Here is a 25,582-nt window from a genome sequence, read left to right on the forward strand (position 1 = left end):
ATGCTTTTGGAAAGAATGGTTGAGCCAGAAAGAGTAATCATGTTCCGCGTATGTTGGATCGATGATGCGGGAAATACACAAGTAAACCGTGGGTACAGAATCCAAATGAATTCTGCCATCGGACCATACAAAGGAGGAATTCGTTTTCACCCTTCTGTAAACTTGAGTATCTTGAAATTTTTAGCATTCGAACAAACATTCAAAAACAGTTTAACAACATTGCCAATGGGCGGTGGAAAAGGTGGTTCTGATTTTGATCCAAAAGGGAAATCGGATATCGAAATCATGAAATTCTGTCAAGCTTTTATGACCGAATTAGCTAAACATATTGGCGCTGATACCGATGTTCCTGCAGGTGATATTGGTGTTGGAGGAAGAGAAGTAGGCTATATGTTCGGTCAATATAAAAGATTAAGAAACGAGTTTACCGGAGTTTTAACCGGAAAAGGAATCACTTTTGGGGGTTCATTAATCCGTCCGGAAGCAACAGGTTATGGCGATGTTTACTTCGCTCAAAATATGTTGGCAACAAAAGGACAAAGCTTTGATGGAAAAACCGTTGTCGTTTCTGGTTCTGGAAATGTAGCACAATATGCAATCGAAAAAGCAACTGAATTAGGAGGGAAAGTAGTTACTGCATCTGACTCATCTGGATATATTTATGATGCCGATGGTATCAATCCTGAAAAATTGGCTTACATTATGGAAATTAAAAATGTGAACTACGGAAGAATTTCTGATTACGTAGCTAAATATCCTTCCGCAAAATTCGTAGCAGGAAAACGCCCATGGGAAGTGAAATGTGATATTGCCCTGCCATGTGCTACTCAAAATGAATTAAATGGTGACGAAGCAAAAGTACTTATTGCAAATGGATGTATATGTGTAGCTGAAGGAGCAAACATGCCTTCAACTCCAGAAGCTGTTACCGAATTCTTAAAAGCTAAAATTCTTTTCGCCCCTGGAAAAGCTTCAAACGCCGGTGGAGTAGCAACTTCAGGTCTTGAAATGTCGCAAAACTCTTTGCGTTTAAGCTGGACATCGGAAGAAGTTGACCAACGATTGAAAAACATCATGGCAAACATCCATGAAGCTTGTGTAAAATATGGTACCGATTCAACAGGATATACTGATTACGTAAAAGGAGCAAACATTGCTGGTTTCGTAAAAGTAGCCGATGCCATGTTAGCACAAGGAATAGTATAATTTAATAAACCAACCAAAAACCCTTTAAATGCCATCAGAAATGATGGCATTTTTTGTTTACAAAACAACAATTAGAAAATTTTTACGTTTGTACTATATTTGTATGCTAATTCTTTTCAAATGAAAAAGTACTTTTTCGGAGTTTTATTTCTTTTTTTTCAAATTTGCGTATCACAGCCATTTCAAAATTGGAAAGGTTATTTTTCGTACAATCAAATCAAAGATATTTCCGAATCAAACAACAAAATTTATGCAGCAGCAGAAAATGCTATGTTTACCAAAAACCTAGCGACTAATGATATCAAAACCATAAACACGATTGATGGTCTATCGGGTCAAACTATTTCTGCTATTTATCACAGCGATACTTTCAATAAAACAATTGTTGGTTATGAAGACGGATTGATGATTGTAATTAATGATGCCGACGGAACCATGTTAAATGTTGTGGATATAATCAATAAAAATATTCCTTCTAATATCAAAAGAGTAAATCATTTTATGGAATATGATGGGATTGTTTACGTATCCTGTGATTTTGGTATAGTGCAATATAAATTGGCAACCCTAGAATTTGGGGATACTTATTTTATAGGTCCGGCCGGCCAAGAAATAAAAGTCTATCAAACGGCAATTTATAACGGAGATTTATTTGCGGTCACTCAATTTTACGGGATCAGAAAAGCAGCTATTACAAATCAAAATTTGATTGATTTTGCTCAATGGCAGCTTTTTGACGGTGGTTTTTGGAATGGAATAGTGACATTTAATAATCAACTAATAGCATTAAATGCTAATAATAAAGTGTATAAACACAATAGTTTCTTTTTCGAGGAATTTGGAACTATTGGACAACCCGGACTCGATATTCGTGCCACTTCAAATTATTTAGTTGTCACTTCTTCAAGCCATGTGTTTATTTACAACACTTCATTAAGTCAAATAATTCATATCCAAAACGGACAAATAGCTTCAATTCCGGTAACCTTTACTTGTGCAAGCGTTGTTAATGAAATGATTTACATCGGAACAAATGAAAACGGGATAGTTTCTTCACCCATTAGTTCTCCAACCAATTTTGAATTTATTATGCCTAACGGTCCAAACATGAATAATATGTTTTCTATAAACAGTTCTTCTTCCTTCTTATGGGCAGTTTACGGAGGGTATGATATTTTCTATAACCCATTCACTTATATACCCTCTATGGGCCCGCCAAGATTTGGGATTAGCAAATATAGTGAAAGAACTGGTTGGCGGTATATTCCGTATAGCGATTTATTAGACGCCAAAGCCCTTGTTAGGATTTCCGTAAACCCTAACGATGAAAATGAGCTATGCATTGCTTCCTATAATGACGGACTCATAAAAATAGTAAGCGATGTTCCAACAACTTTATATAATGCAGCAAACAGTACAATGGAAGGAGGTTCGCCAAGGATTAACAGCACTGCATATGATAAGTCCGGTAATTTATGGGTGACCCAAAGCAGGGAGCAACGTGGACTGCATGTTTTAAAATCAAATGGGACATGGGCAACTTTTGATATGCAAACAATTTTAACCGATTATGCAAGTAACGATTTTTGTAAAATAGCCATCGATAAAAGCGGGACTAAATGGATTGCCTCTTATAAAAATGGTGTTGTTGCTTTTAATGAAAATTCAAATATTGGATTTAAAAAACTATCGGAAGGTGTCGACTTAGGAAATCTCCCTTCTCAAGATGTTAGGGCCATTGCGGTAGATAATAGAAATCAGGTTTGGATAGGAACCAATAGAGGATTAAGGGTATTGCCAAGCACCGGAAGCTACAATAATGATGAACAAATGAAAGCCAATCCAATTATTATTCTGGAAGATGGTTTGGCACAAGAACTTTTATACGAACAATTTATTACCGATATAGCCGTCAATGGTTCAAATCAAAAATGGATTGGAACAGCCGATTCAGGTGTTTTTCTTTTTTCGTCTAATGGTCAGGAAACGATTTATCATTTTACTAAGGACAATTCCCCTTTGCCAAGTAATGTGATAAACGATATAGATATCAATGCGGTTACAGGAGAAATTTTCTTTGCTACTGATAGAGGAATGGTATCGTTTCAAGGCACGGCAACAAAACCTGCTGACAACTTAGATGCTGTTTACGTCTATCCAAATCCGGTTCGTCCTGAATTTGTAGGAACAGTAAAAATAGCTGGATTAATTTCCAAAGCCAATATTAAAATCACCGACATCGAAGGTAATTTAGTCTATGAAACCACTTCCGAAGGCGGAACAGTTGAATGGGATACCAAAGTTTTTGGAAAATACAATGTAGCTTCAGGAGTCTATATGATTTTCATCGCTGCCGAAGACGCTTCTGAAACTGCTGTAAAAAAAGTGATGATAATTCGGTAACTTCGTATTTCTAATTTCGTAAATCGCACCTTCTTTTGCTCGTCAAAACCAAAGCCATTGTAATTTCTTCTATAAAATATCAGGAAAAAAGCCTGATAGTAAAATGTCTGACACAGTCTGATGGTTTAAAAAGTTATTTTGTCCCCAATGCTTTTGCAGCAAAAAAATCAAATCAGAAAATCGCTTATTTCCAACCATTGTCTTTACTTGAAATCGAAGCCAATCACAAAAACAAAGGAAAACTCGAGCATTTCAAAGAAATAAAACTCGCACACGGGTATCAGACTATTTCCTCCGATATTGTTAAAAGTACCATAGTGATGTTTCTTTCCGAAATAATCCATCACAGCATTCACGAAGAAGAAAAAAACGAAAACCTGTTCAATTTTCTCGAATCGGCTTTGCTTTGGCTCGATGCGCATGATGAAATGGCGAATTTCCATTTGATTTTAATGTTGGAGATGACCAAGTTTTTTGGCTTTTATCCCGACAATTCTGAAAGTGCTTTTAATTTTTTTGATTGCAAAGAAGGAAACTTTACAGCCTTTCAGGGAACCAATTGCCTTTCTGAGCACGAAACGTTTTTGTTCAAAAAACTAATCGATTTAAAATTCGATAGCGACCAAAAGGTTTTTGCCGGCATCGAGCGGCAAATCTTACTCAAAATCTTACTTGATTATTACTCCTTTCATCTCGATGGTTTCAAAAAACCAAAATCACTTGAGGTTTTAAAAGAAGTTTTCGCTTAAAATTTAAGAAAAGCATTCATCTTTCTTAAATTTTTAGTAAAAGTCTATTCTCTTTTCTCAATTTTATATTCTCTTTTCTCAAAATTCCTTACTTTCGCAGACTTGATTAAAGAATACGACAAAAATGAGTACTAAGTTTACTGAATATAAAGGACTTGATTTGCCCAAAGTGGCCTCCGAGGTTCTTGATTTTTGGAAAGAAAACAACATCTTTGAGCAAAGCGTAACTTCCCGCGAAGACGCTACACCGTATGTGTTTTTTGAAGGTCCACCATCTGCCAATGGGTTACCCGGAATTCACCACGTAATGGCACGTGCTATCAAAGATATTTTCTGTCGTTATAAAACTCAAAAAGGACTCCAGGTTAAGCGTAAAGCAGGCTGGGATACGCATGGTTTACCAGTAGAATTAGGTACCGAAAAAGAATTAGGCATCACCAAAGAAGACATCGGAAAAACAATTTCCATAGAAGAATACAATGAAGCTTGTAAACGCACTGTTATGCGTTATACTGATGTATGGAATGACCTAACCGAAAAAATGGGCTATTGGGTCGACATGAATGATCCGTATGTAACCTACAAATCCAAATATATGGAATCGGTTTGGTGGTTATTGAAACAAATTTACGAAAAGGACTTACTTTACAAAGGCTATACAATTCAACCCTATTCTCCAAAAGCCGGAACAGGTTTGTCTTCTCACGAAGTAAACCAACCAGGAAGTTACAGAGACGTTACGGATACAACCGTTGTAGCTCAATTCAAAACGCTGTCAGAAACATTACCAAGCTTTTTACAAGGGTTTGGAGAAGTTCACATTTTAGCCTGGACGACTACGCCATGGACACTTCCGAGTAACACCGCATTGACCGTTGGGCCAAAAATCGATTATGTTTTGGTAGAAACTTTTAATCAATATACTTTCCTTCCGGTAAAAGTTATTTTGGCTAAAAATTTAGTCCGTAAACAATTCGGTAAAGGATTTTTTGCAAGTGAAGAAACTTCTGATTTTGAAAATTTCAAAGCCAACGATAAACAAATACCATATAAAATTTTAACCGAATTTAATGGGTCAAGCTTAGTTGGAATTCGTTATGAGCAGTTAATGCCGTTGGTATTGCCCTATCAAAATTCTGAAAATGCCTTTAGGGTAATTTTGGGAGATTTCGTTACGACGGAAGACGGAACAGGAATTGTGCATACCGCGCCAACTTTTGGGGCCGATGATGCGAAAGTGGCCAAAGAAGCTAAACCAGAAGTGCCACCAATGCTGGTTTTGGACGCCAATGGAAATCCAGGGCCATTAGTTGATTTACAAGGTAAATTCATTCAAGGATTAGGAGATTTATCCGGCAAATATGTAAAGAACGAGTATTACGATGCCGGAACTGCACCTGAACGTTCCGCTGATGTTGAAATAGCCATTCAGCTAAAAGAGGAAAATAAAGCATTCAAAGTAGAAAAATACGTTCACAGTTACCCACACAGTTGGAGAACCGATGAGCCATTATTATATTATCCGTTAGATTCCTGGTTTATCAAAGTAACCGAAGTCAAAGACCGAATGTTCGATCTAAACGAAACCATCAACTGGAAACCAAAAGCAACCGGTGAGGGCCGTTTCGGAAACTGGTTGAAAAATGCCAACGATTGGAATTTATCGCGATCAAGATATTGGGGAATTCCATTGCCAATCTGGAGAACTGAAGACGGAACCGAAGAAGTAATGATTGGTTCTGTTGAAGAACTATACAATGCTATAGAAAAAGCTATTGAAGTAGGTTTCCAATCAGCCAATCCTTTCAAAGGTTTTGAAATAGGAAACATGAGTGAAGAAAATTATGACTTGGTTGATCTACATAAAAATGTTGTAGATGCCATTACGTTAGTTTCTGCTTCCGGAAAACCAATGAAACGCGAAACCGATTTGATTGATGTTTGGTTCGATTCAGGCGCAATGCCTTATGCTCAATGGCATTATCCGTTTGAGAACAAAGAAAAGATTGACGAGAACAAAGACTTTCCAGCCGATTTTATTGCGGAAGGTGTTGACCAAACTCGCGGTTGGTTCTATACTTTGCACGCTATTGGAACGCTGGTTTTTGATAAGATTGCCTATAAAAATGTAGTCTCAAATGGTTTAGTACTTGACAAAAACGGACAAAAAATGTCCAAACGTTTAGGAAATGCCATCGATCCATTTACAACATTATCAGAATATGGACCGGATGCCACTCGTTGGTATATGATTTCGAATGCAAATCCTTGGGATAACTTAAAATTTGATATTGAAGGGGTTGCTGAGGTGCGGCGTAAATTCTTCGGAACTTTATACAATACGTATTCCTTTTTCTCGTTATATGCTAACATTGATGGATTTAAATACGCAGAAGCGGAAATACCATTAAATGAAAGACCTGAAATTGATCGTTGGATTTTATCAGAATTACACACCTTGATAAAAGTAGTTGATGAAGCATATGCAGATTACGAACCAACAAAAGCAGCCCGAGCTATTTCTGATTTTGTTCAGGAAAATTTAAGTAACTGGTACGTTCGTTTGTGCAGACGACGATTTTGGAAAGGCGAATATGAAAAAGATAAAATTGCAGCTTACCAAACCCTTTATACGTGTTTGATAACTGTGGCAAAACTATCGGCACCAATCGCTCCGTTCTTTATGGATAAACTTTATCGTGATTTAGTTAATACCACTAATAGTGAGGAATTTACCAGCGTTCATTTGGCAAAATTCCCGGTTTCGGTTGAAAACTTTGTTGATAAATCGCTCGAGAGTAAAATGTTGAAAGCGCAAACAGTTTCGTCTTTGGTTTTATCACTTCGAAAAAAGGAAATGATAAAGGTTCGTCAACCGCTGCAAAAGGTTATGATTCCTATACTTGACGAAAACCAGCGTGCTGAAATTGAGGCAGTTTCTGACCTAATAAAAGCTGAAGTAAACGTGAAAGAAATCGAACTTTTGGACGATGCTTCGGGGGTTTTAGTAAAGCAAATTAAGCCAAATTTCAAAGCACTTGGACCGCGCTTTGGTAAAGACATGGGTTTGATAGCCAAAGAGATACAGAGTTTATCTGCTGAACAAATCAACGAATTAGATACAAAAGGTGAATTGGAGTTTGTTATTTCTGGAAATAGTATAATTTTAACATCCGATGATGTTGAGATTTCCTCTCAAGATATTCCGGGGTGGTTAGTGGCAAATGCTAACGGAATAACGGTTGCTTTAGACATTACCTTAACGGAGGAATTGATTAATGAAGGAATAGCAAGAGAATTAGTTAACCGAATTCAAAACCTAAGAAAAGATTCTGGGTTTGAAGTAACCGATAAGATTAAAGTTCATTTACAGCCAAGTGTTGGTTTAGAAAAAGCAGTTGCAGCGAATGAAAATTATATCAAATCGGAAACACTGACAGAAAAATTAGTTTTTGTAGATGATTTGGATACTGGAACAGAAATAGAATTTGACAACATAAAAACAAGAATATTAATCTCAAAATAGAAATAAGATGGTAGAAGAAAAAATGAGATACTCAGATGCAGATTTAGCGGAGTTCAAAGAAATAATTTTACAAAAAATGGAGAAGGCAAAAATTGACTTAGAGCTGATAAAAAGTGCCTACATGAATGACTTAAATAATGGAACTGATGATACATCACCAACATTCAAAGCATTTGAAGAAGGTAGTGAAACTATGTCAAAAGAAGCCAACTCGCAATTAGCTATTCGTCAGGAGAAGTTTCTTCGCGATTTAAAAAATGCGCTTTTCCGTGTGGAAAATAAAACATATGGTGTTTGTAAAGTAACAGGAAAACTAATTTCGAAAGAAAGACTACGCGTTGTTCCTCATGCTACAATGAGTATTGAAGCTAAAAATTTACAACGATAACAACTTTACAATTAATAATGTAACGCTCCAAACGGGGCGTTATTTTTTAGAAAAATAGTTTTATTTTTGCGCCATACGAAGTCGAAATCAGAATTGTACGAAGTAAATAAAACCAAAAAATGTCCTTAAGAAATTCCATTTTAATCATTGCTATTATATTATTGGTTGACCAATTCGTCAAAATCTATATAAAAACTAATTTCGTTTATGGCGAAGTCGGGCAAGTTGATGTTGCCAGTTGGTTTAAAATATTGTTAATTGAAAATGAAGGAATGGCTTGGGGAGCAAAAATTCCTGGTACTCATGGTAAATTAATCCTAACCGTATTCCGAATTTTAGCAGTTTTTGGAATTGGCTATTGGTTGTATGATTCTAGCACAAAACACAGTTCTAATTTTTTGATGGTTGCTATCGCTTTAATATTTGCAGGTGCCGTTGGAAATATTATTGATTCTGTTTTTTATGGAGTTATTTTCGATGATAGCTACAATAATTTAGCAACAGTATTTGCAGAAAAACCATACGGTACTTTGTTTCACGGAAAAGTGGTTGATATGTTATATTTCCCTATTATTGAAGGAAAATTTCCAAATTGGTTGCCTATTTGGGGCGGACAGCCATTCAAATTTTTTAATGCTATTTTTAATATTGCCGATATGGCGATTTCAACAGGTGTTGGAATTTTGATTGTGTTTAACAAAAAAGCATTTGCCCAAAAGACTTCTATAGGAACGAATAGTTAGTAGTTGGCGTAACACAATAATCTAAACGAATATCAGATGGGGAAACGTCATCTATCGTTTCTTCAGGGTCAAAAAAGGAAAGCCCAATTTTGATTATATCTTCAGGGCATTTAGATAAAAAAGTATCATAGAAACCTTTCCCATATCCTACTCTATTTCCAAATTTGTCATAGGCTAAAAGCGGCACAAAAACGACTTGTATTTTAGCATTCGGAACTTCAATACCATCAACAGGTTCGTAGATTTTGTATTCGTTTTTTTGAAATTTAGTATTGTCGGTTAACAAATAATTGGTCATTTCAAGAGTTTCAAAATTGCTTTTAGCAACTACAATTTCTTTGTCTTTTCCTGCTACTATTTGGAGAATGAATTCAGTTTCTACTTCCTTTTGCTCTTCGATAGTAAAAAATAAATGGAAATAGGTTTTCTCCCAGACGTCAAGTTCTAACAATCTATTAGCAATTGCTAAACTTTTATCATCAATTTCTTCAAGCGATAATTCTTGGCGCAAGGCTCTATATTTAGCCCGGAGTTCTTTTTTGTTCATACTTCAAAAGTACTTTAATTTTTATAACTTTGAAATCCTAAATCCTCATTCTTAAATGAATATTCCTTCTATCGAACTTCAGATACAAACTCTGCCCGACAATCCGGGCGTGTACCAGTATTACGATAAAGAAGGCAAAATTTTATATGTTGGGAAAGCAAAAAATCTCAAGAAAAGAGTTTCATCCTATTTCAATAAACAACATGATAATGCTAAGACTAATGTCTTGGTCAGGAAGATTGTCGAGATAAAACATATAGTAGTTTGTTCAGAGCAAGATGCACTTTTGCTAGAAAACAATCTGATAAAAAAGCTTCAGCCACGCTACAATGTACTATTGCGTGATGATAAAACCTATCCTTGGATTTGCATCAAAAAAGAACCTTTTTCCCGAATATTTCTTACTCGAAGAATGACCAAAGATGGCTCGGAATATTTTGGTCCATATACTAATTTTAAAACGGTAAATACCATTTTAGATTTAATCAAAGAGTTGTATCCGTTGCGAACCTGCAACTATGATTTAAACGAAAGCAATATCAGATCAAAAAAATACAAAGTCTGTTTGGAATACCATATTGGGAATTGCAAAGGGCCGTGTGAAGGATTTGAAACCTTAGAAAATTATCAGAAACAAGTTGATGCCATTCGCCAAATTCTAAAAGGAAACTTTAAAGACAGCATGCGCGATTTCAAAAAAATGATGCAAGATTTGGCTTCCGAAATGAAATTTGAAGCAGCACAAAAAGTTAAAGATAAGATTAATGTTTTAGAAAATTATCAATCTCGTTCCACCATTTTAAATCCAAAAATTTCTAACATTGATGTGTTCTCCATTGTTTCAGATGAAACTATGGCGTATGTCAACTTTTTACAAATTTCACATGGCGCTATCATTCGGTCGTTCACATTGGAACTCAAAAAGAAACTGGATGAAACAGATGAAGAATTGTTAGAGCTTGCTGTGGTAGAACTTCGGGATCGATTTCAGTTGAATTCAAAAGAAATTGTTCTGCCTTTTGCTTTAGATTTTGGTTCTACAATAAAGGTTACTGTTCCGCAACTCGGAGACAAAAAACAGATATTAGACCTTTCTGAAAGAAATGCAAAGTACCAGCGATTAGAACAATTAAAACAAATTCAAATAGTTGATCCAGAACGTCACACGAATAGAATTATGGCACAAATGCAAAAAGATTTACGTCTTTCTGTAGAGCCCAGACATATGGAGTGTTTTGATAATTCGAATATTCAAGGAACCAATCCCGTTTCGGCTTGTGTTGTTTTTAAAGATGGCAAACCAAGCAAAAAAGACTACCGTCATTTTAATATCAAAAACGTTGAAGGACCAAATGATTTTGCATCAATGGAAGAAGTGGTTTACAGAAGATACAAACGACTTTTAGATGAAAATCAACCATTACCTCAATTAATAATCATCGATGGGGGAAAAGGACAATTGTCATCGGCACTCAAAAGCATTGATGATTTAGGTTTGCGAGGGAAAATTGCTATCATAGGTATTGCCAAACGATTAGAAGAATTGTTTTATCCTGGCGATTCGGTTCCGTTATATTTGGATAAAAAATCAGAAACGTTAAAAATCATTCAGCAGCTGCGTAACGAAGCACACCGTTTTGGAATTACACATCATCGCGATAAGCGAAGTAAATCGGCATTAAATTCGACCATAGAACTGATTCCAGGAATTGGAGAAAAGACGATGCTGACGTTACTAAAACATTTTAAAAGTGTTAAAAGATTAAAATTAGCCACAGAAAAAGAAATTTCTGATGTTGTTGGAGTATCAAAAGCCATAAAAATTTCCGAATTTTACCAAAAAGAAATTTAAATGCGTAAAGAGCCCTTAGCTATAATCAATAATCCATTAGCCAAAAGCCAAAAGCCATTAGCTAAAATAAATCTTTTCGGCAAAGCATATTTAACTTTTGCCTATTGCCTATTGCTTATTGCCTTTCTATTTCTTCCAATTACTTCATTTTCTCAGGAAACTACAAAGCGTCCCAAAATCGGCTTAGTATTAAGTGGTGGCGGCGCTAAAGGATTTGCACACATAGGAGTTTTAAAAATGCTCGAAGAAGCTGGGGTAAAAGTTGATTATATTGCCGGAACAAGTATGGGTGCTGTAATTGGAGGACTATATGCTTCGGGTTATAGTGCTACACAAATAGATTCAATTTTTTACAACACTGACTTCGATGAATTACTACAAGATTATATTCCTCGCTCTTCGAAAAGCTTTTATGAGAAACGAAATGATCAAATGTATCCACTTACGTTACCATTTGACAAACTAAAAATAGGCGTCCCATTAGCACTTTCTAAAGGAATGTATAACTATAATCTCTTATCAAAACTTACTCATAAAGTGAGACATGTTAGAGATTTTAATAAGCTTCCTATACCTTTTTTGTGTATTGCCACAGATATTGAAAAAGGAGAACAAGTCATTTTGAAAGAAGGCTACTTGGCCCAGGCAATGTTAGCGAGTTCTGCATTTCCCTCTTTATTTTCACCAGTAGAAATAGATGGGAAACTATTGATTGATGGAGGTGTGGTAAACAATTATCCAGTTGAAGAAATTCGTAAAATGGGAGCAGACATTGTTATAGGTGTTGATGTCCAAGACGATTTAAAAGACCGCAATTCTTTGAAAGATGCTACTCGAATTTTAGTTCAAATCACCAATCTTGACATGATTAAGACGATGAAAGACAAACAGAAACTAACCGATATTTACATTAAACCAGAAGTTTCAGACTATGGCGTAATTTCATTTAACGAAGGGCAGGAAATTGTTAAGAAAGGAAAAGAAGCTGCATTTGGAGTCTCTCAGCAACTTAAAAAGCTAGCCGATACAACTATAGTATATAAACTCAATGAGGTAAAGGTAAAAAAGGATCTTTTACAAGTTAAAAGCATTTCCATAAACAAATTAGATAATTATACCAGAGCTTATGTTTTAGGGAAACTTCGTTTTAATAATGGCAAAAAAATTACGTATGAAGATTTAAAAACCGGAATAAATAATATCAATGCTACTCAGAATTTTAGCAGAATTAGTTACACTCTTGAAAGTAAAGAAAACGAAGACGAATTAAAATTAAGTTTGACCGAAAACCCAACCAAAACGTTTTTGAAGTTCGGACTACATTATGATGGTTTATACAAAAGTGCAGTTTTAGCAAACATTACTCAAAAAAAATCGTTGTTTAAAAACGATGTGGCATCTCTAGATCTTGGACTTGGAGATAATATCCGATATAATTTTGATTACTATATTGACAATGGTTTTTATTGGAGTTTTGGAATAAAATCACGTTTAAATACTTTTAATAAAAATGTAACTACCGATTTTAGAAATGGCGAATTATTATCACAACTTGGATTAAACACTATCAATATTGATTTTTCAGACCTAACCAATCAGGTCTACATTCAAACTGTTTTTATTCAGAAGTTCTTAATTGGTGCCGGAATAGAGCATAAGTTATTAAGAATAAAATCCGACAACTTAGGTAATATAAACCCAACTTTCGAAAAAAGTAGTTATCTAAGTGTTTTTGGCTATATGACTTATGATTCGTTTGATAATAAACTATTTCCAAAAAAAGGATGGATGTTTACCGGAGACATGCATTCTTTTCTTCTTTCTTCTGATTATACAAATGAATTTAATCGCTTTACTATTGCAAAAGGAGAAATAGGTGTAGTTAAATCTATAAATAAAAAACTAACGGTTAAAGTTCAGTCAGAAGTCGGATTTAGCATTGGTGAAGACAGTGTGCCTTTTTTTGATTTCGTTCTGGGAGGCTATGGATTTAATACAGTAAATAATTTTAAGCCCTTTTATGGGTATGATTTTTTAAGTATTGCTGGGGATAGTTATTTCAAATCGTGCTTTACTTTGGATTATGAGTTTTACAAAAAAAACCACTTCAATTTAGCGGCTAATTATGCCAATGTTCAAGACCAATTATTTGAAAACGGAAACTGGCTTTCAAAACCAACCTATAACGGATATGCAATAGGTTATGCCTTAGAATCAATTATCGGCCCAATTGAAATCAAATACTCATGGTCGCCAGAATTAAATAGAGGGTACGCTTATTTTGCTGTTGGGTTTGCATTTTAAAACCAATACTATTGTTTTTTATCTGTATTAAAATAAAAAACTATATTTGAAGCTATTATTTTTAACTAAAAATCTCATTATGTCTATTTGGAAAAGAAAACCTATGGCGCTTTTACTTGCTGAAGCGTCTGAATCTGATAAAGGATTAAAAAGAACACTTACCGCTTGGTCACTTGTTGCATTAGGAATTGGAGCAATTATTGGTGCCGGACTTTTTGTTAGAACAGCAACAGCAGCAGCTCAAAATGCAGGACCATCAGTTACTATAGGATTCATCGTTGCAGCCATTGGTTGTGCTCTGGCAGGGTTATGTTATGCCGAATTGTCTTCATCTATTCCTATTGCCGGAAGTGCTTATACTTATACTTATGCTACAATGGGTGAATTCCTTGCTTGGATTATCGGTTGGGATTTAATTTTAGAATATGCCGTTGGAGCAGCAACTGTTGGAATTGCGTGGAGTGAATACCTCAACAACCTGCTGGTCAATGTTCTCCATGTTAGCCCAATTCCTTATGAGTGGTGCCATTCGCCTTTTCAAAACTCAATAGATGGTGTAAGCGGAATTATCAATTTACCTGCGCTATTTATTGTAGCTGCCATCAGTTTGCTTTTAATCAAAGGAACACAAGAATCAGCTTTTGTAAACGGAATTATTGTCGTGGTCAAAGTGGCTATCGTTGTAATGATTATCATTTTTGGCTGGCATTTTGTAAAACCTGAAAATCATACACCTTATATTCCTGAACCGGGAATCTTTACAGATGAACACGGTGTTGGACATAGTTTTGGAGGAATCATGGGAATTCTTGGTGCAGCAGGAACGGTTTTCTTTGCTTTCATCGGATTTGATGCTGTGAGTACAGCCGCTCAGGAAACTAAAAATCCTAAACGCGATATGCCAATCGGAATCTTAGGATCTTTGGCAGTTTGCACTGTTTTATATATTCTTTTCGCTCACGTATTAACAGGACTTGAATCTGTTGAGTTTTTTAGAACTGGCGGGAAAGAAGCATCTGTTGCCAACGCGATAACTGCGGCAATGCCAGGATTTGAATGGTTGGCTCAGTTCGTAACGGTGGCAATATTAGCAGGATTCTCATCTGTAATCCTAGTCATGTTATTAGGTCAGTCGAGAGTATTTTACTCAATGGGTAAGGATGGTTTATTACCAAAGTCCTTCAGTGACGTACATCCAAAATACAAAACACCATACAAAGCTAACTTGGTAATTATGGTAATTGTCGGTTTGTTTGCCGCATTTATTCCAGGTGACATTGTTGGTGATATGACAAGCATCGGAACCCTTTTCGCCTTTATCTTAGTTTGTATATCTGTAATTGTATTGCGTAAAACAGAGCCTGATATGAAACGTGAATTCAAAACACCATTTGTACCTTTTGTTCCAATATTAGGTATTTTAGTTTGCCTAGCCATGATTTACGGATTAGGTTGGACAAACTGGTTAAGACTTATAGGTTGGTTAGCTATCGGTTTTGTTGTTTATTTTGGCTATAGTAAGAAAAATAGTAGACTGAATAATCCCAAAGATCAATAGAGCTTAAAAATAAATTACAAAAAGGATTAATGGGTTCGCTCTTTAATCCTTTTTTTAGATATTAAAAATTGACAATTATCATTTTTAGAATTTATATTTTTCCGATATTTGTTATGTGAAAAAATGGGATAATTCATTAGCTCACCTTAAATTCCTCATCAAGAGAAATCCTGAATGAGTTTTTAAATAAGAATAAATATTAATTTGAATTCATTTTCAAATTTTCAAATTAAAAATACTATGCCTTTATATCATAAACTAGGAAATATTCCCCAAAAAAGACACACACAGTTTGAAAAACCAACTGGGGGTTTGTACTATGAACAGCTTTTTGGTACTGAAGGGTTTCATGGACATTCTTCATTGCTATATCATGTTCATAGACCAACTCAACTCAAGGAAATATCCAAATCATATTCTGTAGAACCAAAAATTGCTATTGGCAAAAACTTAAAATCATTACTTCTAAAAGGCTTCGAATTAAAACCCGAAGATGATTTTTTAGATAGTAGAAAAGCTATGCTTGTTAACCGCGATTGTATCATTGGATTGGCAGCGCCAAGAAAATCATTAACAAGCTATTTCTACAAAAACGCCGATGCCGATGAACTTATTTTCATTCACAAGGGAAAAGGCAAACTGCGCTCCATGATGGGAAATATCCAATTCGAATATGGAGATTATCTTATCATTCCACGCGGAATGATATATCAAATCGAATTCGAGAACGAAGATAATAGATTGTTTTATGTCGAGTCGTATGCGCCTTTTTACACACCAAAACGATATAAAAACGAATCTGGGCAACATTTAGAACACTCCCCTTTTTGCGAACGAGATTTCAAATTGCCAACCGAATTGGAGACACACGATGAAAAAGGCGATTTTACAATCAAAATCAAAAAAGAAGGCATGATACACGATCTGATTTATGCTAAACATCCTTTTGACGTTATTGGCTGGGACGGATACAATTTTCCATACGGATTCAGTATTCATAATTTTGAACCAATAACAGGTCGTGTACACCAGCCACCTCCTGTTCACCAAACATTCGAAACGTCGACTTTTGTAGTTTGTTCCTTCTGTCCAAGGTTATATGATTACCATCCAAAAGCTATTCCAGCACCTTATAATCATAGCAATATTGATAGTGATGAGGTTTTATATTATGTTGATGGCGATTTTATGTCACGAAATAATATTGAACAAGGGCATATTACATTGCATCCAAAAGGAATTCCACACGGGCCAGCACCAGGCGCAATGGAACGTAGCATCGGCCAAACAGTAACACAAGAATTAGCCGTTATGGTTGATACTTTTCGGCCATTAATGGTAACCGAAGAAGCTATGGCATTAGACGACGGAAAATATTATAAATCTTGGGTAGAATAGTTAGGAGCTATTTGCTTCGCCTGTTCGCTCTTTTAGTAGCTCGAGTCCATCTGTCCGCTATATCTTTTTGTTTTTGAAGAAAAATAAAAAGGATACCGCTACCATCAGGGCTAGAAGTTAAAACCAACAATAACATTCGGATAACCAAATAACCAAATCAACAAATTAACACAATGAGTAAAGAAATAAATTCCGTTGAATACGGACTAGAAAAAATATTTGAAGGAGCGCAAGATTTCCTTCCTCTTTTAGGAACTGATTATGTTGAGTTTTATGTAGGCAATGCCAAGCAAGCTGCTCACTTCTATAAAACGGCTTTTGGATTTCAGTCGCATGCCTATGCAGGATTGGAAACCGGAATGAAAGACAGAGCATCCTATGTTTTAAAACAAGACAAAATACGTTTGGTTTTAACTACAGCATTAAACAGCAATTCACCAATTGGCGAACATGTAAAAAAGCATGGTGATGGTGTAAAAATAATTGCGCTTTGGGTTGAAGATGCTCGTTCAGCATTTGAAGAAACTACCAATCGCGGTGCTAAAGTATATATGGAACCAACAGTAGAAAAAGACGAACATGGAGAAGTAGTTCGAGCCGGAATTTATACATACGGAGAAACGGTTCATATGTTTGTGGAGCGCAAAAATTACAAAGGTGCTTTTTTACCAGGTTACAAGGAATGGAAATCCGATTACAATCCAGCTCCGGTTGGTTTGAAATATGTAGATCATATGGTAGGAAATGTGGGTTGGAATGAAATGAATACCTGGGTAAAATGGTATGAAGATGTTATGGGATTTGTAAACTTCCTTTCATTTGATGACAAGCAAATCACAACTGAATACTCGGCTTTGATGAGTAAAGTAATGAGTAATGGTAATGGAAGAATTAAATTCCCAATTAACGAACCAGCTGAAAGCAAAAAGCGTTCTCAGATCGAAGAATACTTAGATTTCTACGAAGGTTCAGGTGTTCAGCATATTGCAGTGGCAACCGATGATATCATCAAAACAATTGCGGATATGCGTTCTAGAGGTATTGAGTTCTTAAGTACGCCACCACAGGCCTATTACGATGCAATTCCAGAACGACTGAAAGATCATATGCACAAGTTCAAAGAAGACATTAATGAACTTCAAAAATTAGGAATCATGATTGACGCAGATGATGAAGGTTATTTGCTTCAAATATTTACAAAACCTATTGAAGACCGACCGACTTTATTTTTCGAAATTATTCAAAGAATGGGTGCCAGAGGTTTTGGAGCAGGAAATTTCAAAGCACTATTTGAATCTATCGAAAGAGAACAAATGCTTAGAGGGACTTTGTAAAAAACCAAACTTCTTTGAATATTATTTAAAAATCAACTATTAAAATAATAATTTTTTTCTAATTAATTGTTAAAGTTGATAAATCACTTGTAATTCTGTAATGGTATAAACTACATTTGAACCATCAAAAAACAGGGAGTGATTTCCTTATATTTTGGATAAATTATAATAATTTATAGTTTTAAGGTTGGTTAATAGCATAAAAACTCAGTCATTAATTTGATTGGGTTTTTTTGTTTTAATACATTTGGAACAGAAATTGCAATTGCAGTTTTTGAAATCAATTGAACATGAAAAATTTTTTCTTCTTATTGTTGCTTTTAATGACTGTAAGTTTTGATTCTCAAAAGTCAGAAGCCTATGATAGTGGAGAATGGTTCAAGTTTAGAATACATTATGGGTTTATCAATGCAGGTTATGCTACACTAGAAGTTAAAGAAGCCTTCAAGGACAATAAAAATATATATCATGCTATTGGAAAAGGATATACAGTCGGGATGTCACGCTTTTTCTTTAAAGTAGACGACAACTATGAAAGTTATTTTGATAAAGTAACCAATAAACCCTATCAATATGTTAGAAAAATAGATGAAGGCGGTTACACCAAAAACCAAGAAGGATTCTTTAATCAAGAAAAGAATAAAGTTTTGGTTAAAGATTATAAAAATAAAACCGAAAAAACATTTTCGGTAACAGAAAATGTTCAAGACATAGTTTCTACTTTTTATTTTTTAAGAAATCATCCAAATATTGACAAACTAAAAGTTGGAGAATCGATCGTAGTGGACATGTTTTTTGATGATGAAGTATATAAGTTCAAGTTAAAATTCATAGGAAAGGAAGATCTAAAAACTAAATTTGGAACCGCTCCAACGATGATTTTTAGACCTATTGTTCAATCAGGAAGAGTTTTCAAAGAAGAAGAAAGTCTAACGGTTTGGATTTCAGATGATGAAAATAAAATTCCGTTGCGAATAAAAGCCAGCTTAGCAGTCGGTTCTATAAAAGCGGATTTAGATAGTTTCAAAGGATTAAAAAATCCATTTATGGTTAAATTAAAAAATTAATGAATACTAAAACAAATTCAGAAGAAATATTAGAAGCATTAGAACAAAAATTTGCGGCTATAAATCAAAAAACTGAAACGCATCTTGAAGGGCTACTTTGGTCAAAGCCAATAACCTATTGGGATTATATTCAAACCGATGCTTTACTGAATTTGCAAACACAAAGAACTGTTCTTCCTGATGAAATGGTTTTTATCATGTATCATCAAGTAAATGAATTATTATTCAAAATGATACTTTGGGAAATCAATCAATTGTGTCATATTGATAAACCAAAAACAGATTTCTTTACCGAAAAACTGAGACGAATTAGCCGCTATTTTGATATGTTAACAACCTCTTTCGACATAATGGGTGATGGAATGGAAGTTGAACAATACATGAAATTTAGAAATACACTAACTCCTGCAAGTGGTTTCCAAAGTGCGCAATACCGATTTATAGAATTTTCCTCAACTGATTTAATCAACCTAATTGATTATAGATTCAGAGCTTCTATAGATAGAAACACTCCTTATTCACATGCATTTGAACATCTGTATTGGCAGGCTGCTGGAAAAGATTATCAAACCGGGGAAAAATCATTTTTGATTTTAGAATTCGAAAGAAAATATCGTGAAGAATTTCTTCGCTATATGGAAAAATACAATACTATCAATATTTGGCAAAAATTCAAGCAATTGCCTGATGCAGACCAAAAAGATAGAGAACTAGTAAATGCAATGCGTCATTACGATTACACTGTAAATGTTACATGGGTGATTGGACATTTGAATGCCGCCAAAAAATATATTGACAGCGGAAAAGGTTCGGGCGAAGCCACCGGAGGAAGCGATTGGAAAAAATACATGCATCCAAAATACCAACGCAGAATATTTTTCCCAGAATTATGGAGCGAAGAAGAATTAAAAAACTGGGGCGAAGGAGTATAGGTAAGAACGATGTCAAAAACATTTCAAAAAGTATTTCTGATTTTTCTTCTTTCAACATTTATAATCTCTTGTGATAAAACAAATGAAGAAGAAATTATTGTCCCAAAAGCCAAATTAAAATTGGTTGAATTTGGATTCAATATACATGATTTTAATATAGTCAATGACACCATAAATTCAGGGGATACTTTTGGAAGTTTGTTAGAAAAACAAAACCTTGCCGGAAGAAAAGTCTATGATATAGTAGCCAAAGTAAAAGACACTTTTGACGTTAGAAGTATCCGCATAGGAAAACCATTTACTATCCTAAGAAGCAAAGACAGAGCCAATAAAATTCAGGTTTTAATTTATCAACCAGACCGATTGAATTTTTATGTCATTGATTTCAGAGATTCAATAATAGTTTATAAAAAAGCAAAGCCATTAACGTTTAAAACTCGAACAATTGCAGGCGCATTAAACGGTTCGCTTTCTGAAACACTTCAGAATCTAAAAGTTGATCCTGCTTTAGCCCCAAGAATAGCAAAAATTTATGCTTGGTCAATAGACTTTTTTAAATTGAAAAAAGGGGATAAGTTCGCTTTAAAGTTTACCGAAAGATATATTAATGATACTATTTATGATGGTGTTGATAGTCTAAAAGCTGCGTTTTTTGAATACAAAGGCAAGAAAGTCTATGCTTTTCCATTTGCACCCGATGCCAATATCAAAAAGCAGCAATACTTTGATGAAGAAGGAAAAATATTAAAAAGCTATTTCCTAAAAGCACCATTGAAATTCGTAAATATTACATCTCGTTTTGCTAAAAACAGATTTCATCCAGTTCAATTAATTTGGAAAGCACATAAAGGAACCGATTATGCTGCACCGACAGGAACACCAATTATGACAACCGCAGCAGGTGTTGTAGAACAAGCCGGATTTACAACAGGTAATGGAAATTTCGTAAAAGTAAAACACGACAAAACCTATTCAACGCAATATTTGCACATGTCAAAAATATTGGTCAGACGTGGTCAAAGAGTAACACAAGGGCAAGTTATAGGTAAAGTAGGAAGCACAGGTTTAGCGACTGGTCCACACGTTTGTTATCGTTTTTGGAGAAATGGTGTCCAGGTTGATGCGTTACGATTGAATTTACCAACATCTACTCCAATGGATTCAAAATATAGACAAAAATATATGGAATACATGAATCCGCTTAAAAGAGAATTGGACAGTGTTTCTGATGCTTCCAAAAAATAATTTTCTCAACTATAACGTTAGCGTAAAAGATTCCTAGAATTTTATACCAATCATATTTGTAAATTTGTCATTCACACGAGGTTCATGAGCCCACATAAAGCTTTAGCTGGATTGGCGAAGCAATTGTATGACTTGAGCGAAAAGAATTGAACGAAGTTAAATAAAAACATTTAAAATGGCTTTACCAAATATAAATCCAACCAGCACAAAAGCCTGGGAGAAACTCAATCAGCACTATGCTCAAATGAAGCATGTTTCAATGAGGGAAATGTTTTCCAATGATACATCAAGAGCTGAAAAATTTCACATTCAATGGAATGATTTCTTAGTTGATTATTCTAAAAACATAATCGATCAGGAAACGCTAACATTACTTCAAGATTTAGCAACTGAAGTAAATTTAAAATCTGCTATTGAAAGCTATTTTTCAGGAGAAAATATTAATCAAACCGAAAACAGAGCGGTGCTTCACACAGCTTTACGGGCTCCAAAAAGCGCAACCGTTTTAGTTGATGGACAAAACGTACTCTCCGAAATTTTTGAAGTAAAGAACAAAATCAAAAAATTTAGTGACGAAATCATTTTAGGAACAAGAAAAGGAAATACCGGAAAAGCATTTACCGATGTTGTTAATATAGGAATTGGGGGTTCAGATTTAGGACCAGCTATGGTTGTTGATGCATTGCAATATTATAAAAACAATCTGAATGTTCATTTTGTATCCAATGTTGATGGAGATCACGTGAATGAAATCATTAAAAAAATAAATCCCGAAACCACACTTTTTGTAATCGTTTCGAAAACATTTACTACTCAAGAGACTTTAACCAATTCTGAGACAATCAGAACGTGGTTTCTGAAATCAGCCAAACAAGAAGATGTAGCCAAACATTTTGTTGCAGTTTCAACTAACATTCAAAAAGTCACTGATTTCGGAATTAATCCGGACAATATTTTCCCCATGTGGGATTGGGTTGGCGGACGATTTTCACTTTGGAGTGCCGTTGGTTTGTCTATAAGTTTGGCCGTTGGATTTGACAATTTCGACAATTTATTAAAAGGTGCCAACGAAATGGACGAGCATTTCAAAACGGCCGATTTTGAAGAAAATATTCCAGTTATTTTAGCTTTACTAAGTATTTGGTATAACAATTTTTTCGGAGCTGAAAGCGAAGCTTTAATTCCCTACACCCAATATTTACAAAAATTAGCTCCATATCTTCAGCAAGGTATTATGGAAAGCAACGGTAAAAGTGTTGGCCGTGATGGGAAACCGGTAAATTATCAAACTGGTACTATTATTTGGGGTGAACCTGGAACTAATTCACAACACGCCTTTTTTCAATTAATCCATCAAGGAACAAAATTAATCCCAACTGATTTTATCGGATTTGTAAAACCATTATATGGAAACCAAGACCATCACAATAAATTAATGTCTAATTTTTTTGCCCAAACAGAAGCTTTATTAAACGGGAAAACAGAAGCACAAGTCAAAACTGAATTTGAAAAACAAAACATCTTTGAAGAGAAAGCTGCTTTCCTGCAGCCATTTAAGGTTTTTAATGGCAATAAACCAACAAATACTTTGTTAATAGAAAAACTTACGCCAAAAACGTTGGGTTCTTTAATTGCTTTGTATGAGCATAAAATATTTGTTCAGGGAATTATCTGGAACATTTTCAGTTATGACCAATGGGGTGTTGAATTAGGGAAACAATTGGCCAATTCAATTTTAGATGAAATTCAAAATTCAAAAGTAAAACAACACGACAGCTCAACAGCCTTTTTACTTAAGCATTTTCTGAAAGATAAATAATTATCAAAACGGATTCGTTATAAATAGACTATTTTTTATACCTTTTTTTGTTATATTTGTTATTCTAAAAAATAAAAAAATGTACACTTTTGTTCAAAAATTCCATTCAGGTTGGGCTTATATAGCCTTGTTATTATTAGTTTTCGCAGTAGTAAATTCATTTTTAGGAAAATCTTCAAAAAAAGAATTCATAGCCAAAGACAGAAAAATTGCACTATTTGACTCATAGCTACACACATACAATTAGTAGTAGGTTTAATTTTATATTTTTTGTCACCACTAGGCTCAGCATCAATTGGCCAAATGGCAGAATCAGATGTAAGATTAACATGGTTGGAACATCCAATAATAAATATTTTAGCTATTGTTTTAATAACTATCGGTTGGTCAAAACATAAAAAAGCAACTACTGACAAAGTAAAATTTAATTGTATTTTCTTATTCTACGGTCTAGGATTGCTGTTAATTTTAAGCCGAATTCCATGGAAATTGTGGTTTTAAAAAGTAAAAACTAAAAGTCCTTTTCAGGACTTTTTTCATCAAGGGGCACTTTTTTAATTTAGCCATCTAATTAAAATACTACTTATGAATAATAAGATATTAATACTGTTTTTTATACTACTTACTTCTTTATTTTCAAGTATTTCGGCCCAAAAAAAGCTTGACAAAAAAGCTATAAGCAAGGCCAAAACAGTCAAAATTAATGAACCAAATGAGCAGGAAAAAGCTGTCGCAGCGGTAAAAGTTGACACCTTTAAATTTAAAACAATTTTAGGTATTGATTCATTAAACCTTTACAATGCTAATGCAAAGTTAAGGTTATTGAAGAAAAATGCTCACGCTTCTTATTACCATAAGAAATTCAACGGAAGACGAACAGCAAGCGGAAAAAAATTTGACAACAACGGATATACAGCAGCCCACAAAAAATTGCCTTTTGGCACAAAACTAAAAGTAACTAATGAAGCCAATGGTAAATCGGTAATTGTTGAGGTTACAGACCGCGGACCATTTTCAAAAGCACGTGAAATAGATTTAAGCAGAAGAGCCTTTATGGATATTGCCTCAAACCAAAATTCGGGAGTAACTATTGTAACTATAGAAGAAGTGATTGAACCAAAATAATTACCAGGTTTTAAAAGGTTTTACACTCAAATAAGCATTATAAAAACGTTCATCATTAGTTACTTCTTTTCCAAGCCAGCTAGGTTTTTCAAAATCTTCATCTTCCGATTGCAATTCGATTTCAGCAACAATCAATCCCATATTATCGCCTACAAAAACATCAACTTCGTACATATGTTTTCCAACCATTACTTCATGGCGAGTTTTATCAATAATACTGTTTTCACAGATGGTCAATAACTTTTCAGCATCTTGTACCGGAATTTCTGTTTCCCATTCCAATCGCGTTGTTCCGGTTGAATTTCCTTTTCCTTTAATGGTCAAAAACCCCTTATTTTCTTTAATTCGGATACGAACCGTTCGCTCCACATTGGAATTTAAATAGGCCTGAACAATCCTTTTTTTAGCAAAAGTCTCATTTATAAAATCATTCGAAACCACTAAAAATTTACGTTCTATTTCTATCATTTTTTGAATTTATTGTGATTAGCCTCAGGTTAAAACCCTAGGCAATAAATATATTATAAATTTGTGATATGGCTGACCCAATTTCATACAGAAAAATTATTCATATCGATATGGACGCTTTCTATGCTTCTGTCGAGCAGATGGATAATCCTGAGTTGAAAGGAAAGCCTTTGGCTGTTGGCGGAAGCGAAACGCGAGGTGTAGTTTCGGCAGCAAGTTATGAAGCCCGAAAATTTGGAGTTAGAAGTGCAATGAGTGGTGTTCAGGCCAAACGCAATTGCCCCGATTTAATTTTCGTCCGACCAAGATTTGAGCGTTATAAAGAAATTTCAAAACAAATCCGAAAGATATTTCAAGAGTATACCGATATGGTTGAACCATTATCTTTAGACGAAGCGTATCTCGACGTTACCCAAAACAAAAAAGGAAATCCAAGTGCCTCATTAATCGCTCAGGAAATTAGAAAGCGGATATTTGAAGAAGTTGGAATTACAGCTTCTGCCGGAATTTCGGTAAATAAATTTGTAGCAAAAGTCGCGAGCGATTACAACAAACCCAACGGACAAAAAACAGTTAATCCGGAAGAAGTAGAATTATTTTTGGAAAACTTGGACATCAAAAAATTCTATGGAGTCGGTAAGGTAACAGCAGACAAAATGTATCATTTGGGAATATTTACTGGAAAAGATTTGAAATCAAAATCGGTAGAATTTTTAGAAGAGCACTTCATTAAAAGTGGGTTGTATTATTACAATATTGTTCGCGGCATTCACAACAGCGAAGTTAAGCCCAATAGAATTACAAAATCGGTTGCAGCGGAACATACCTTTAACGAAAACCTGACTTCCGAAATATTTATGATAGAAAAATTGGAACGCATCGCTTTGGAATTGGAAAATCGCTTAAAGAAATATAATA

At 34.7% G+C, this 25,582-nt stretch carries 19 protein-coding genes and 1 pseudogene; 18 read left to right on the forward strand and 2 right to left on the reverse strand.

Annotated features, from left to right (window positions below; genetic code table 11):
* The 6 genes from gdhA to ACOYLP_RS03650 all read left to right on the forward strand — a co-directional run.
* A partial coding sequence (gene gdhA / locus ACOYLP_RS03625; RefSeq protein WP_422854813.1) for an NADP-specific glutamate dehydrogenase occupies positions 1 to 1,206 on the forward strand: 1,206 nt, incomplete at its 5' end.
* A gap of 120 nt (positions 1,207 to 1,326) precedes the next feature.
* Positions 1,327 to 3,609, forward strand: a complete 2,283-nt coding sequence (locus tag ACOYLP_RS03630; protein WP_422854814.1) for a two-component regulator propeller domain-containing protein — start codon at positions 1,327 to 1,329, stop codon at positions 3,607 to 3,609.
* 35 nt (positions 3,610 to 3,644) lie between these two features.
* The gene (gene recO, locus ACOYLP_RS03635; RefSeq protein ID WP_422854815.1) at positions 3,645 to 4,358 is read left to right on the forward strand and encodes a DNA repair protein RecO; all 714 of its coding nucleotides are present in this window, start codon (positions 3,645 to 3,647) and stop codon (positions 4,356 to 4,358) included.
* A 124-nt stretch (positions 4,359 to 4,482) separates the two neighbouring features.
* Entirely contained in the window at positions 4,483 to 7,884 is a 3,402-nt protein-coding gene (gene ileS, locus ACOYLP_RS03640) for an isoleucine--tRNA ligase (protein WP_422854816.1), read from the forward strand.
* 7 nt (positions 7,885 to 7,891) lie between these two features.
* Entirely contained in the window at positions 7,892 to 8,272 is a 381-nt protein-coding gene (locus tag ACOYLP_RS03645) for a TraR/DksA family transcriptional regulator (RefSeq protein WP_422854817.1), read from the forward strand.
* A gap of 119 nt (positions 8,273 to 8,391) precedes the next feature.
* On the forward strand, positions 8,392 to 9,015 hold the full coding sequence (locus ACOYLP_RS03650; RefSeq protein WP_422854818.1) for a lipoprotein signal peptidase: 624 nt from the start codon (positions 8,392 to 8,394) through the stop codon (positions 9,013 to 9,015).
* Here the strand turns inward: ACOYLP_RS03650 and ACOYLP_RS03655 are convergent.
* The gene (locus tag ACOYLP_RS03655) at positions 8,996 to 9,562 is read right to left on the reverse strand and encodes a 5-formyltetrahydrofolate cyclo-ligase (protein WP_422854819.1); all 567 of its coding nucleotides are present in this window, start codon (positions 9,560 to 9,562) and stop codon (positions 8,996 to 8,998) included. The genes ACOYLP_RS03650 and ACOYLP_RS03655 overlap by 20 nt on opposite strands.
* A gap of 55 nt (positions 9,563 to 9,617) precedes the next feature.
* Here ACOYLP_RS03655 and uvrC point away from each other — a divergent pair, with 55 nt between their 5' ends.
* The 11 genes and pseudogenes from uvrC to ACOYLP_RS03710 all read left to right on the forward strand — a co-directional run bounded on the left by uvrC (position 9,618) and on the right by ACOYLP_RS03710 (position 24,196).
* A complete protein-coding gene (uvrC, locus tag ACOYLP_RS03660; RefSeq protein WP_422854820.1) occupies positions 9,618 to 11,414 on the forward strand; it encodes an excinuclease ABC subunit UvrC in 1,797 nt (598 codons plus the stop codon).
* Positions 11,415 to 13,718 carry a patatin-like phospholipase family protein gene (locus tag ACOYLP_RS03665; RefSeq protein WP_422854821.1) on the forward strand — a complete coding sequence of 768 codons (2,304 nt, stop codon included), beginning with the start codon at positions 11,415 to 11,417 and terminating at the stop codon, positions 13,716 to 13,718.
* A gap of 79 nt (positions 13,719 to 13,797) precedes the next feature.
* Positions 13,798 to 15,276, forward strand: coding sequence for an amino acid permease (locus tag ACOYLP_RS03670; RefSeq protein ID WP_422854822.1), 1,479 nt, complete (start codon positions 13,798 to 13,800; stop codon positions 15,274 to 15,276).
* Between the two features lie 240 nt (positions 15,277 to 15,516).
* Positions 15,517 to 16,674: a homogentisate 1,2-dioxygenase gene (locus ACOYLP_RS03675; protein ID WP_422854823.1), complete on the forward strand. Its 1,158-nt coding sequence runs from the start codon at positions 15,517 to 15,519 to the stop codon at positions 16,672 to 16,674.
* 173 nt (positions 16,675 to 16,847) lie between these two features.
* Positions 16,848 to 18,008, forward strand: coding sequence for a 4-hydroxyphenylpyruvate dioxygenase (gene hppD, locus ACOYLP_RS03680; RefSeq protein ID WP_422854824.1), 1,161 nt, complete (start codon positions 16,848 to 16,850; stop codon positions 18,006 to 18,008).
* A 290-nt stretch (positions 18,009 to 18,298) separates the two neighbouring features.
* Positions 18,299 to 19,075, forward strand: a complete 777-nt coding sequence (locus tag ACOYLP_RS03685; protein WP_422854825.1) for a DUF3108 domain-containing protein — start codon at positions 18,299 to 18,301, stop codon at positions 19,073 to 19,075.
* Complete coding sequence (locus ACOYLP_RS03690) at positions 19,075 to 20,007, forward strand: tryptophan 2,3-dioxygenase family protein (protein WP_422854826.1); 933 nt, start codon at positions 19,075 to 19,077, stop codon at positions 20,005 to 20,007. Before ACOYLP_RS03685 ends, ACOYLP_RS03690 begins: the two co-directional genes overlap by 1 nt.
* Positions 20,008 to 20,016: 9 nt before the next feature.
* Entirely contained in the window at positions 20,017 to 21,252 is a 1,236-nt protein-coding gene (locus ACOYLP_RS03695) for a peptidoglycan DD-metalloendopeptidase family protein (protein WP_422854827.1), read from the forward strand.
* Between the two features lie 175 nt (positions 21,253 to 21,427).
* Complete coding sequence (gene pgi, locus ACOYLP_RS03700) at positions 21,428 to 23,071, forward strand: glucose-6-phosphate isomerase (RefSeq protein WP_422854828.1); 1,644 nt, start codon at positions 21,428 to 21,430, stop codon at positions 23,069 to 23,071.
* 79 nt (positions 23,072 to 23,150) lie between these two features.
* A pseudogene (locus ACOYLP_RS03705) lies at positions 23,151 to 23,572 on the forward strand (hypothetical protein).
* An 84-nt stretch (positions 23,573 to 23,656) separates the two neighbouring features.
* Positions 23,657 to 24,196, forward strand: coding sequence for a septal ring lytic transglycosylase RlpA family protein (locus ACOYLP_RS03710; protein WP_422854829.1), 540 nt, complete (start codon positions 23,657 to 23,659; stop codon positions 24,194 to 24,196).
* Here the strand turns inward: ACOYLP_RS03710 and ACOYLP_RS03715 are convergent, their stop codons facing one another.
* Complete coding sequence (locus ACOYLP_RS03715) at positions 24,197 to 24,664, reverse strand: CYTH domain-containing protein (protein WP_422854830.1); 468 nt, start codon at positions 24,662 to 24,664, stop codon at positions 24,197 to 24,199.
* Positions 24,665 to 24,732: 68 nt separating this feature from the next.
* On the opposite strand from ACOYLP_RS03715, the gene dinB reads away from it, so the two are divergent.
* Positions 24,733 to 25,582 (forward strand): DNA polymerase IV (gene dinB / locus ACOYLP_RS03720; RefSeq protein WP_422854831.1); only part of this gene is annotated, 850 nt, incomplete at its 3' end.

The organism is Flavobacterium sp. (assembly GCF_049318325.1).
Taxonomy (GTDB): Bacteria; Bacteroidota; Bacteroidia; order Flavobacteriales; family Flavobacteriaceae; genus Flavobacterium.

Coding starts and splice junctions, on each gene's coding strand:
- ACOYLP_RS03630 (WP_422854814.1), top strand. CDS start 1,327: ATGAAAAAGTACTTTTTCGGAGTTTTATTTCTTTTTTTTCAAATTTGC.
- ileS (WP_422854816.1), top strand. CDS start 4,483: ATGAGTACTAAGTTTACTGAATATAAAGGACTTGATTTGCCCAAAGTG.
- ACOYLP_RS03645 (WP_422854817.1), top strand. CDS start 7,892: ATGGTAGAAGAAAAAATGAGATACTCAGATGCAGATTTAGCGGAGTTC.
- ACOYLP_RS03650 (WP_422854818.1), top strand. CDS start 8,392: ATGTCCTTAAGAAATTCCATTTTAATCATTGCTATTATATTATTGGTT.
- ACOYLP_RS03655 (WP_422854819.1), bottom strand. CDS start 9,562: ATGAACAAAAAAGAACTCCGGGCTAAATATAGAGCCTTGCGCCAAGAA.
- uvrC (WP_422854820.1), top strand. CDS start 9,618: ATGAATATTCCTTCTATCGAACTTCAGATACAAACTCTGCCCGACAAT.
- ACOYLP_RS03665 (WP_422854821.1), top strand. CDS start 11,415: ATGCGTAAAGAGCCCTTAGCTATAATCAATAATCCATTAGCCAAAAGC.
- ACOYLP_RS03670 (WP_422854822.1), top strand. CDS start 13,798: ATGTCTATTTGGAAAAGAAAACCTATGGCGCTTTTACTTGCTGAAGCG.
- ACOYLP_RS03675 (WP_422854823.1), top strand. CDS start 15,517: ATGCCTTTATATCATAAACTAGGAAATATTCCCCAAAAAAGACACACA.
- hppD (WP_422854824.1), top strand. CDS start 16,848: ATGAGTAAAGAAATAAATTCCGTTGAATACGGACTAGAAAAAATATTT.
- ACOYLP_RS03685 (WP_422854825.1), top strand. CDS start 18,299: ATGAAAAATTTTTTCTTCTTATTGTTGCTTTTAATGACTGTAAGTTTT.
- ACOYLP_RS03690 (WP_422854826.1), top strand. CDS start 19,075: ATGAATACTAAAACAAATTCAGAAGAAATATTAGAAGCATTAGAACAA.
- ACOYLP_RS03695 (WP_422854827.1), top strand. CDS start 20,017: ATGTCAAAAACATTTCAAAAAGTATTTCTGATTTTTCTTCTTTCAACA.
- pgi (WP_422854828.1), top strand. CDS start 21,428: ATGGCTTTACCAAATATAAATCCAACCAGCACAAAAGCCTGGGAGAAA.
- ACOYLP_RS03710 (WP_422854829.1), top strand. CDS start 23,657: ATGAATAATAAGATATTAATACTGTTTTTTATACTACTTACTTCTTTA.
- ACOYLP_RS03715 (WP_422854830.1), bottom strand. CDS start 24,664: ATGATAGAAATAGAACGTAAATTTTTAGTGGTTTCGAATGATTTTATA.